This is a genomic window from uncultured Thermosynechococcus sp., from assembly GCF_938074695.1.
In the GTDB taxonomy this organism is placed as follows: Bacteria; Cyanobacteriota; Cyanobacteriia; order Thermosynechococcales; family Thermosynechococcaceae; genus Thermosynechococcus.
Genome location: NZ_CALJEM010000001.1, coordinates 1 through 11090, shown reverse-complemented (window position 1 = coordinate 11090; position 11090 = coordinate 1). Strand labels below are relative to the sequence as shown.

General features: G+C 55.0%; 13 protein-coding genes. 7 read left to right on the top strand and 6 right to left on the bottom strand.

Going from position 1 to position 11090, the window contains the following annotated elements; all coding sequences use genetic code 11:
* The first annotated feature begins 277 nt into the window (after positions 1–277).
* From Q0683_RS00065 to Q0683_RS00035, 7 genes are all read left to right on the top strand, one after another.
* Positions 278–670, top strand: a complete 393-nt coding sequence (locus Q0683_RS00065; RefSeq protein ID WP_298612552.1) for a Fur family transcriptional regulator — start codon at positions 278–280, stop codon at positions 668–670.
* 45 nt (positions 671–715) lie between these two features.
* Positions 716–3073, top strand: a complete 2358-nt coding sequence (locus tag Q0683_RS00060; RefSeq protein ID WP_298617824.1) for a GH116 family glycosyl hydrolase — start codon at positions 716–718, stop codon at positions 3071–3073.
* A 118-nt stretch (positions 3074–3191) separates the two neighbouring features.
* On the top strand, positions 3192–3641 hold the full coding sequence (locus Q0683_RS00055) for a hypothetical protein (protein WP_298612558.1): 450 nt from the start codon (positions 3192–3194) through the stop codon (positions 3639–3641).
* The gene (locus Q0683_RS00050) at positions 3642–4790 is read left to right on the top strand and encodes a HAMP domain-containing sensor histidine kinase (protein ID WP_298612560.1); all 1149 of its coding nucleotides are present in this window, start codon (positions 3642–3644) and stop codon (positions 4788–4790) included.
* Between the two features lie 2 nt (positions 4791–4792).
* Positions 4793–5383, top strand: a complete 591-nt coding sequence (locus Q0683_RS00045; protein ID WP_298975554.1) for a PepSY domain-containing protein — start codon at positions 4793–4795, stop codon at positions 5381–5383.
* A gap of 105 nt (positions 5384–5488) precedes the next feature.
* Positions 5489–5584, top strand: coding sequence for a photosystem I reaction center subunit XII (gene psaM, locus Q0683_RS00040; protein ID WP_011056052.1), 96 nt, complete (start codon positions 5489–5491; stop codon positions 5582–5584).
* A gap of 145 nt (positions 5585–5729) precedes the next feature.
* Positions 5730–6044, top strand: a complete 315-nt coding sequence (locus Q0683_RS00035) for a hypothetical protein (RefSeq protein ID WP_298612571.1) — start codon at positions 5730–5732, stop codon at positions 6042–6044.
* Between the two features lie 8 nt (positions 6045–6052).
* Here Q0683_RS00035 and Q0683_RS00030 read toward each other — a convergent pair whose 3' ends face one another.
* The 6 genes from Q0683_RS00030 to Q0683_RS00005 all read right to left on the bottom strand — a co-directional run.
* Positions 6053–6820, bottom strand: coding sequence for an E3 ubiquitin ligase family protein (locus tag Q0683_RS00030; RefSeq protein WP_298975550.1), 768 nt, complete (start codon positions 6818–6820; stop codon positions 6053–6055).
* Positions 6821–6881: 61 nt separating this feature from the next.
* The gene (locus Q0683_RS00025; RefSeq protein WP_298612577.1) at positions 6882–7604 is read right to left on the bottom strand and encodes a DUF3120 domain-containing protein; all 723 of its coding nucleotides are present in this window, start codon (positions 7602–7604) and stop codon (positions 6882–6884) included.
* 45 nt (positions 7605–7649) lie between these two features.
* A complete protein-coding gene (locus Q0683_RS00020; protein WP_298612580.1) occupies positions 7650–8336 on the bottom strand; it encodes a phosphate ABC transporter permease in 687 nt (228 codons plus the stop codon).
* 6 nt (positions 8337–8342) lie between these two features.
* Positions 8343–9296 carry a protein translocase subunit SecF gene (gene secF, locus Q0683_RS00015; RefSeq protein ID WP_298612583.1) on the bottom strand — a complete coding sequence of 318 codons (954 nt, stop codon included), beginning with the start codon at positions 9294–9296 and terminating at the stop codon, positions 8343–8345.
* The gene (secD, locus tag Q0683_RS00010; protein ID WP_298612586.1) at positions 9293–10723 is read right to left on the bottom strand and encodes a protein translocase subunit SecD; all 1431 of its coding nucleotides are present in this window, start codon (positions 10721–10723) and stop codon (positions 9293–9295) included. The genes secF and secD overlap by 4 nt, the downstream gene beginning before the upstream one ends.
* Positions 10724–10725: 2 nt before the next feature.
* Positions 10726–11090, bottom strand: a 365-nt coding sequence (locus Q0683_RS00005; protein ID WP_298612589.1) for a transketolase C-terminal domain-containing protein, incomplete at its 5' end; no start/stop codon positions are given.

Below are 11090 nucleotides of genomic sequence, written 5' to 3'. Positions count from 1 at the left end.
TGGCTCCCTCTATTTAATCGCTCATGTTTTGGGGGCGATCGCAAGCCCAGACTTTCAAGCAACGTGAGACCTGATTGATCTTAATCGCCATTTGACATCCGCCCCGGCCTATTAGCTTGCGCCCGCGCAGCGGTACGGCGGGGCTTGCCGCGCACCAGGTCAAGGCCATCGGGGTCGGGGCTGGCTAATCTAACGGATTGGCCGCGAGTTCTCATCTGTTACTTCATTGCGGCCCCAAGGGGAGGGGTAAAATCTAAGGTAATGTTGCTCTATTGATATGCCACGGCGACGCACCCGTAGTCAGGTTATTGTTCTCGATGCCCTTAGAGCCAGTGGCCGCTCGCTCTCGGCGCAGGAACTTTTTTTAGAACTGCGGCAACGGCAAACGCCCCTAGGTCTTGCAACGGTTTATCGCACCCTAGAGTATCTGCGCATCAATGGTAAAGTGCAAGCACGCCCCTTACCCAGCGGGGAACTGGTCTATAGCTTGGTGCAGCAGGATCAGCACTATCTCACCTGTTTGCAGTGTGGCATATCGGTAAAAATTGATCATTGTCCAGTGCAGCATCTAGAAACGGAGCTACAACAGTCCCATCACTTTGAGATTTTCTACCACACCCTTGAGTTTTTTGGCCTCTGTGCCAAGTGCCAAGTCATGGCACAGCGCTGAAGCGGTATTCTGGATCAGGCGCGTCTTCAGACAGTAGAAAGTAGTGTGATTGAATTTGCCAATTGTGCTTGGACACGGGCGATCGCCCAAGGCTGGCAGAATCCTTATCGCGTTCGCTACACCAGCAATTTAGACGATGGCCCTTGGCATGGGATGCCTCTTGGCGGCTTTGGCGCGGGCTGTATTGGCCGTTCCTCTGGCGGCGACTTTAACCTCTGGCACCTCGATGGGGGAGAGCATCTCTTTGGCACCCTACCCGCTTGTCAATTCAGCCTCTTTGAGCAGGGAGAACAGACACAGGCCTACGCCCTAGGGACTCCCCCCAACGATGGCCGCCTCAGCAGTTGGAAATGGTATCCTGCGGGCAAAGGTCTTTACGCCGCCCGCTATCCCCGCAGTTGGTTTGTCTATGAGGGGGTCTTTAGCGCCCAGATCACCTGCGAACAGTTTTCGCCGATTTTGCCCCACAACTACCAAGAAACCAGTTATCCCGTAGCGGTGTTTCTGTGGACGTTTACCAATCCCACGGATCAGCCCCTCACCCTGAGCTTGATGTTCTCATGGCAAAACACGGTCGGCTGGTTTTGCAATACCACCCCCTCTTCAGCCATTGAAATTCGCGAGGATGGCAGCCCCATCTACACCTACACGCCCCGCTGGGGTCAAAGTGATGGGAATTTTAATGAACTGGTTCAAACGGCGTCCTATCAAGGTTGGCGATTGCGGCGCCGCCCCCACCCAAACCCACCCCAAGAGGGGGATGGCGAATGGGCAGCCCTGATTCCCACAGGCTTGGGGGAGTTTTTCGGCCATAGTCGCTGGCAGCCAGAGGGGGATGGCGCAGAACTGTGGCAATCCTTTGCTGTGGATGGCTCCCTCCCCATTGTCAATGATCCAACCCCAGCGGCAGCGGCAGAACAGGTGGCCGCCGCCTTTGCCCTGCGCTTTTCCTTGGCAGCGGGAGACACAAAGCAAATTCCCGTAGTCTTGGCGTGGGACTTTCCTGTCACTGAGTTTGGCCAGGGGGTAATCTATTATCGTCGCTACACGGATTTTTGCGATCGCCAAGGAACCAATGCCGTCACCCTAGCTGCCAGAGGCCTTGCTGCCTATGCCAGTTGGCAAGAGCAGATTCGTGCTTGGCAGGAACCTATCCTCAAACATCCCGCATGGCCTGACTGGTTCAAGATGGCTCTCTGTAATGAGCTATACGTTCTCAGCAGTGGCGGTAGCCTCTGGAGTGCCGCCAGCGATCGCGACCCCGTGGGGCAGTTTGCGGTTCTCGAATGCCTTGACTACCGTTGGTATGAAAGTCTCGATGTGCGCCTCTATGGCTCCTTCGCCCTGCTGCAATTGTGGCCAGAACTGGAAAAGTCCGTAATGCGTGCCTTTGCGCGGGCAATTCCAACCGCAGATGCAACCCTGCGAATCATTGGCTACTTCTACCGCGGTGATCCCAAAACTGCCTACAAAGCGCCCCGCAAACTCGCCAATGCGGTGCCCCACGATCTCGGTGCCCCCAATGAGCACCCCTGGGAGCAGACTAACTACACGGCCTACCAAGACTGCAATCTCTGGAAAGACTTGGCCTCGGACTTTGTCCTGTTGGTCTATCGGGACTTTCTGTTTACAGGGGGAACGGATCTCGACTTTGCCCGCGAGTGCTGGCCGGCGGTGGTAGCGGCTTTGAACTACTTGAAACAATTTGACCGCGATGGCGATGGTCTGCCGGAAAATGGCGGCGCCCCAGATCAAACCTACGATGACTGGAAACTCCAAGGAGTCAGTGCCTACTGTGGCGGCTTGTGGTTGGCAGCCCTAGAGGCAGCGATCGCCCTCGGCACCATTCTCCAAGAACCGCAGGTGGAGACCTACCGCCAGTGGCTGAGCCACGCCCGCCCCCGTTACCATCGGCTCCTTTGGAACGGGGAGTACTATCGTCTTGACAGTGAGAGCGGTTCAGAGGTCGTCATGGCCGACCAGCTCTGTGGCCAGTTCTATGCCCAACTGCTGGGCTTAGAGGATATTGTGCCCTCGGACTGTTGCGATCGCGCCCTGCGCAAAATCTATAACACTTGCTTTCTTGGATTTCACAACGGCCAATTTGGCGCCGCCAATGGTCTATTACCCAACGGTCAACCCGAAAACCCCCACGCTACCCATCCCCTCGAAGTCTGGATCGGGATTAACTTTGGCTTAGCTGCCTTTTTGTGGCAACGGGGCATGATCCAAGAAGCATGGCGCTTAGCCGAGGTGGTGGTACGTCAAATCTACGAGAATGGCCTGCAATTTCGTACCCCAGAGGCGATCACGGCCAATGGCACTTTCCGTGCGTGTATGTACCTGCGCCCCATGGCCATCTGGGCACTGGCACTGGTGAGTCGCAGATCACAACTCAATTAAAATTTTTGTAGCTTAGTTTACACTGTTTTGATTTGTGAACCCGTCACAATGGTGACCGATGGGCTGCCCGTTTATGATAGGGGGTAGCGCATCAACCGGCCATTTCTTTAGATAACCTATGGATAACCTCAGCCAACGTTACCTTCGTCTGTGCCAAGCCTATAGCCAACTGGCAGAACGCTATACCAAACTCGATATTGACCACATGACGCTTCGGGAAAAGCTCGTCCCTTTTCTGATGGCGTTCAAATATTACAAACAAATGACAGAGCAGCTCAGGGCTGAAAAAGAGGCGCTGCAGCGGGAACTCAATGACTTGCGCGATCGCTACCAATTGCTTGTGAATCAAAACGGTAGTGCGCCCGTCAATGAGGAACTCCTCACTGCCCTTGCGGAAGCCGAGGAGCAAATGGAACTCATTGAAGAAACCCTGCGGGAACAGGAGGCTGACCCCGACCCCAATCTCCTTCCCCTGGAAAAGCAATTGCTGGAAGAATATACAAGGGGGAATGTTGATTTCCAAGCCTTGCTCCCGCAATCGTCGAGTCACTCTGAGGTTACTGCCTAGATGCTTTGGCCGGCCAGCGAAGAGTTTGCTGCCCTCTGTCGCACCCAGTTGGAGTTGATTGTCAACAGCTTGGGGGCCTCTTCACTGGCGGTCTATCTCAGTGAAACTCTCAATGATTCCCCTTCATGGTTCCCTGTGGCCGTCTATCCAGAAGCGGCAGCCCCCCTGAGCCTACCGATTCCACCAACCCTACCACTGCCCACGTCAGAGCCAGAGATCCCTTTGACGTATCGCCCTCAACAGGTGGTGTCGTCATTGACGAATCAACTGATTCTGCCCCTGATGTACCAGAATTGGGTCTTGGGAGTGCTCGTGGCGCAGCGGCAGCAGCGGCCTTGGTTGGCCGCAGAGCAGGCACAACTGCAACAAGTGGCTCAAACGCTAGCGATCGCCTGCGTCCTAGATCAACGGCAACAATGGCTCAGCCACTCTCCCGCCAACCCGCTGGATCAGCAGCAACGCTTTGAGGATTTACTCCATCAACTGCGCAATCCCGTGGCCGCCATTCGTACGTTTGTCAAGCTGCTGCTCAAACGGTTGGAACCCGATCACCAGGGGCGCCCCCTCGCCGAAGGGATTGCCAAGGAAACAGAGCGGCTCATGGCACTGTTGGAGGACTATCGCCAACAGCGCAACAAGACTCCTGCCTTGAGGGGCAGTCAACCCCTGCCCCTTGCCGGTAAACCTCTAGATCTGTCGGAAACCCTCTCTCCCCTGATCACCGCCGCCCAAGCCCGTGCGGAAATGGAGGGCAAAACCTTTATTGTGGAAATGCCGCCCCAACTCCCGCCCATCTGGCTAGAGGAACGGGTGCTGCAGGAGGTGGTGGGCAACTTACTGGACAATGCTTTTAAGTACACCCCCAAGGGGGGCACGATTGGTTTGCGTTTGACCCTCACGCCGGTTGTCTTAGAATTAACGGTTTGGGATACGGGCTGTGGGATTCCCGCAGAGGCACAGTCGCGGCTCTTTGAACGCGGCTATCGCGGGATTCAAGCGGACAGCGAAATTGAGGGCAGTGGTTTGGGGTTGGCGATCGCTCAGGATTTGCTCCGCCCCTATGGTCTGAGCTTGCAGGTTACCAGTCCCTACACAGGCGATCGCGGTACTGCTTTTACACTGTGGATTCCTTTGCCTGTAAAGGTGTAGCCATGAGTACTCTCAAACAGCGCCTTACCAAAATAAGCAGTCAGGGGCATCAACTCTTGGTTCTGCTCTTTGCCCTGCCCCTATTGATCTCTGCCACCACGGGAATCGCCCATCGTCTGGGGCGCAGTTGGTTTGGACTCTCCAAGGACTTTGGGCGGGCAATGATGACGCTGCATGAAGGCCGCTATCTGGGGGAATGGGGGGTACCGCTGTATGTGTTGATCCTTGGTTTGGGCTTGCTGGGAATCATTGCCACGGGTTTGGGTCTCCTGTGGGGGCGATCGCTCCCTGCCCAGTGGTCTGCACGGTGGCTGCATCATCTTTTGGCGGCCATTGCAGCCTTGCCCCTGCTGGTGAGCGCCACGACGGGAATGGCCTATCGCCTTGGGCGCAACTGGTTTGGCCTCTCCAAAGAACAGGCGGCAATTTTCCTGAGCCTACATCAGGGCACCTATTGGGGGGAGGTGGGGCGTCCCTTCTATGTTCTCTTGGTGGGGCTGAGTTTGCTAACACTTGTGGGCACAGGACTTCCAATGCTGGCGATTCTGCGGCGGCTGCCCCAGCGGCGTCCTAGGGTTACCCCACAGACCTAGAGGGGAAATGTTAAAAACTATGAGCAAGCGTTGCCAAAGGGAAGCGCCTATGGAGTAATAAATACAGCGCTTGATCGCGACTGTTATTCCCCAAAGGAGTTGTTCATGGCACTGACCGATACCCAAGTTTACGTTGCTCTTGTGATTGCTCTGCTGCCTGCGGTGCTGGCATTTCGTCTCTCCACTGAGTTGTACAAGTAGTCGTCACAGTTGCTGACCACCGGCTGCATTACTTTATTTTTCCACACTAACCTTGAGGCGGTTCCCAATGTGGTTGCTGAGGCAGGGGAGCTGCTTCTTTCTTTTTATACTGATTGATAAACAAATCGCCGTTCACGGTTGAGTCATGATTCACTCTCCTCGAAGAATTCCCGCGATCGCCTGGGAAGCCGGTGCTAAAATTACAGTGAACCTAGTGCTACTCGCTTTTGCCCTTGGGGCGATCGCTAAGCTCGTGCCCTATCAGCGCAGTCAACTGCAAAAACTCCATGCCCTCGAAGCAGAAGTAGGGCAACTGGAGGCACGGGTCAAAGAATTGCAACTGAAACAGGAGCGCGATCGCCAGCCCCAAGCACGGCAGCGCATTGCCCAGGAGGAGGCCAATTTAATTGCCGCCAATCAGCGGCGGATCATCTGGGTACACCCTAAAAACCCGCAGTAAGAACCTGACTAAAACAAGCTCAAGACTAGGCCACAGACACCACAGAGGGCAGCACTCAGGGAAGCATAGGTTATTTTCCGTCTTTGCTGTTTGTACTCCCGGATAAGCTGATCTTCAAAACTCAGGGAAATGATGAATTTCTGTCCCCTGCTTTGCGGCTTTTGCAGGCGGAGAACCCCCCCTTGATCTGAGGCCATGCCCACTACTGAGACAGGCTGTCCCAAAGGCAACACCCACTCCTGGTAGCGATAGCCGAGGGTTGGCGGATTGCCAAAGCGCCAGTTCAAGGACAAAAACCCCAGCGAGAGGGAAAAAGAATGGGGTTTATCCGCTGGCCGCAGCTCGTCTAGGACCTGCACTGCCTCAATCTCAGCACCGAGGGGGTTCACCTCAATCTGCCCTTGCTGATCTTGCAGAAAGAAGAGGGTGGACTGCTCATGGCGGCCAATGATTTCCGAGTGGCGTTCTCGACGATTGCGGCGATCGCTCCCCTCTTTTTTATCCTCGCGGCTGATGATGGTTTTGTAATAGACGCAGGGAATCCGCTTCACCTCTGAGAGCAGCGGCTGAGAAGTGGTCACTTGACCAAACACCTGCACGTACTCGCGCCAACTGCCGCTGCCTATTTCCTGTGCCACCTGCCGCTGGCATTGCTGTAACTCGCCAATGGAGCTAGGGCTGGCCACCTTCATGCCCTTTAGCTTCAGCCGATAATAGCCCTCAAGGCAAAAGAGAAGAGCCGAACCTATGAAGCAAAGGTGAGAAAAAACCCCCATGACTGCCGTTGAATCCCTCTGTGCTGATTTTAGTCACTTGCGCTAAGAGAGAGTCACCCTTTTAACTTACAGATACCAAGCCAACGGTAAGGCCAAAAAGACCATCCACAACGAGTGTGCTCAAGACAGCACCCATAAATCCCCACACAGGCAAGACGGAGGGGTGGCCACGACGAATCCGGGATTCAAAGAGGGGCAGCAAACCAATGAGAAGCAAACTTAAACTCAAAAGAACTCCCCACACTTGGCCACTGAACGTCTGGGCTTGGGCGATCGCCTGCGCCAGCATCTCCTGAACAGAAATAACATCCCCCTCAAGATACATGATCGCTCGCCAATGGGGAATCACATCAATCAGGTAAAAATAAGCATCGGTGATCGCTGTACCCAAAAAAGAGCCTCCAAAAAAGAACACCCCCACCAGTTGCTGCCGCTGCCGGAGGTGCCAGAGCATGAGCGGCATGGGGAGCGCCTCAATGGGCAAGTGCCACAGGGGTTCCCAGCGCAACCACCCCCAGTAGAGGGAACCTGCCCCCCAGCACCAGCTAAAGCCATAGAGCATCTCCCCCCAATAGCGGTAGCGAGGTTGACATTGCAGAGAGAAACTCAGACCCAGCAGGAGTGGCGTCAGGGCCAAACTCAGCCAGGGCAGGGTTCGCACCAAAGGCGCCTCAATAAAAACAGGAATGGACACCAAAAAGGCAGCAAAGCCAAAGAGCAACCAACCTAGCCGTGTGCCAAAGCGCAGTAAAGGGAAAACAGAGGAGAAAGTAAGAGCAGTCAAGGGAAGATCTAAAATTGTTAACTTTTATTTCTCTCCTCTAAGGTATCACAGGCGGGAACCGCGTGGGCGGGGCGATCGCCGAGGAGCTTGAGGACGGGCTTTGCGCCGCAGCCTCTCCGAGAGATCCTCAAAAACATCCCGCTGCAAGATGGGGTAGGTGCCCACCCAGAGGCGATGGCGGGGCAGGAAGACTTCAGAAATCAGCCCAATCTCTGCCAAATCGGGGCGACGGGAGAGAACCAGCATTTCCGCTACATCCCCTGGGCGAATGCCTCGGTGTTGACGCAGCAACTTGGCACGAACTCTTGTTTCAAAGCCCGTTTTATCACCGATCTCTAAATTCAGACAGCGTTCGCGGTTCTCAATAATCACCAGTTCCCCCTTGTCGTTAACGGTCTCCTCTTTGCCCACTAACTCTTCCGTAACATAGACCTCCAAAACGCGCCCGCGCCAAAAACCCCCATAGGGAAACCGCCGATGGCGACGATTGCGAAAGGTGGCCAGTACTGCCGGTGCCCACAGCCAATAGAGACCGGCAATCAGCCCCAACACCAGTTGAGTGCTATCCCCTAAAAAATTCAAACCAAAGGCCACTAAGGCTACGCCGACAACGGAGAAGGTCAAGCGTCGCAGAAAGTCCTGCAGTTTACCCCAGACATAGCGATACTGGGAACCCGTGGCCACCAGCGGCACCAATTGACGGACTTTTTCTTGGGTGAGGGGAATGAGCACAACCGGTTAGGGGGTAGGCGTTGTCTCCAGTGTATTCGCCGCAGGACGGGGAGGTTGGCGATCGCGCCACCAGGCAAGGAGCGTACTGGCAATAAAAATACTGGAATAGGCGCCCGTCGTGAAACCAATGATCAGGGCAAGGGCAAAGTAGCGCAGCGTGTCACCGCCAAAGATAAAGATAGTCATCAAAGGCAGGAGCGTCGTTAGGGTGGTGTTAATCGAGCGACCTAGGGTTTGGACAACCGCCTGATCCACCACTTCTTTAATGTCAAGGTCAGGGTTGAGCTTCAGGGTTTCCCGCACGCGATCGTAGATAACCACCGTGTCGTTCACCGAAAAGCCAATGATCGTCAGCAGCGCCACAATAAAGAGACTGTCAATTTCCACCCCGGCCACCAGTCCCAAAATGGCAAAGACCCCCGTGGTTACCAGCACATCGTGGACAAGGGCAACCAGGGCAAAACAGGCATAGTCAAACTGAAAGCGCAGCGTGAGATAGACCGTAATGCCAACAAACGACACCAGTAGTGCCAGCAATCCAGATCGCAGGATTTCTTCGCCAAGGGTAGGGCCAACGGTTTCAATCTGCGTTTTCTGGGGGTCAAAATTACCAATTCTTTGGGTGAGGGCATCCGTGAGGCGGGTGCGCCGATCCACGTTGAGGGGCGTTGTACGAATGCTCAGCCCGTACTGATCAACCACCTGCAGGCTGCTGTTGCCCAATCCCTGTTCATTGAGGATCTGGCGCACCGCATCAATATCAATGGGCTGGGAGCAAGTTCCCGTCGCGCTACAGGCCAGTTCCAATTGCAAGCGCGTGCCGCCAATAAAATCCAAACCCAAGCGCAGGGGACTCCCTAGGGATGCCCAAGAGAAAGCCATGGCGGCGAGGCCGCTGAGAATTACCGCTAGGGATACCCCCCACCAGAGCGATCGCCGGCGATTGACACTAAAGCTCATCGGACACTCTCCAGTTTTGGACAGAACCAATTGGGCTTGCGCAGACTGGGAATGCTGATGGCGTAAAACAGAAACGTGCGACTACAGGTGAGAGCCGTAAACATACTAATGCCAATCCCAATGGCAAGGGTCACGGCAAAGCCCCGCACAAACCCTGTTCCTAAAGCAAAGAGGGCAGCACAGGCAATTAGGGTGGTGACATTGCTATCCAGAATACTGGCAAAGGCGCGATCAAACCCCGATTCAACGGCACGGTAGAGGGTTTTCCCCGCCCGTAATTCCTCACGGGTACGCTCAAAGATGAGCACATTGGCATCCACCGCCATACCGATACTGAGGATAAAACCCGCAATCCCCGGCAATGTCAGCGTTACCCCAAACAGCAAAAATGCGGCGTAGGTAAAAATGGCGTAGAGAATGAGGGCAATATCGGCAATCAGGCCCGGCAGGCGGTAATAGGCCACCATAAAGATCAGCACCAACCCCAAGCCCGCCAAACCGGCATAGAGGCTATCGCGAATGCTGTCTTGACCCAAGGAAGCGCCCACCGTGCGGTTTTCCACCACCTCTAGGGGCACAGGTAGCGCTCCCCCCTGCAACTGAATGGCCAAGTCATTGGCGCTTTGGGCATTAAAACCCCCGGAAATTTCTGCACTTCCCCCAACAATGCCCGTTTGGGCATATTCCACAGAAACCGTGGGCGCACTAATCAGGCGATTGTCCAGAAAAATTCCCAAGCTGCGCCCTGTGCCAGCAATTTCCTTTGTAAGCTGGGCAAAGAGTTCTGCTCCTTGGCTATCAAAGCGGACAATCACACTCCAGTTGGGGGAACCGGGGGCGATGGGGCTGGCAAAGGCTTCCCGCAGCATGGCGCCTGTTAAATCCGAGGGTTCAAATAGGCTGGCGATCGCCTGCTGGCTTTTTTCAAGGGATTCGCGGTTTTTGGCTAGCTTTGCCTCAATCTCCTTCAAGGCCTCAGGATTGTCGGCATTCTTGGCTTGCTCTGCCAACAGCTGGGCTTGTTCTAGGAGCAACTGCGACTGAAGTTGCCGCTCAATTTGCAGTTGAGCCTCTGTGCCCGGTTTTTGAGCAGCAAAGAGTAGTTGTGCCGTCCCTTTAAGAATCCGCTCCGCCTGCTGAGGATCCGTTACCCCCGGCAATTGCACCAAGAGTTTATCCTCCCCTGCGGTTTGTACCACTGCTTCGGCAACGCCAAGGCCATCAATTCGCCGCTGCACCACCCCTTGAACCGCTGCGAGGACTTGGGGCGTAATTTGTGGCACCTTGTCTGTGGCTTGCACCTGTAACGTCAGTTGGGCACCCCCCCGCAAATCTAAGCCCAGCCGAGCCGGTGTGCGCAAAATGACCCATGTGGCGGCCATCAGCAATACCAAAATGACAATGAGCCAGCCGCGATATTTCCCCATGGTCAAATCTGCCCCTGCACCAGCTTCTGCACTGCCGCTACAATTTGGGGCGGTTGCACAATTGTCAAATTCTCCAGGGTGCCGTTGTAGGGGGTGGGCACATCTTGGGAGGACAGGCGAATAACCGGCGCATCTAACTCGTCAAAGTAGCGCTCCATAATTGAGGCTGAGAGTTCAGCGCCAATCCCCCCCGTCTTCATGCACTCTTCTACAATCACAACGCGATGGGTTTTACGAATCGAGGCACCAATGGTTTCAAAGTCCAAGGGCTTCAGGGAAATCAGGTCAATCACTTCTGGGTCGTAGCCCTCTTTTTCAAGGGTTTTCACCGCTTGTAGCACATGGTGGCGCATCCGCGAGTAGGTCA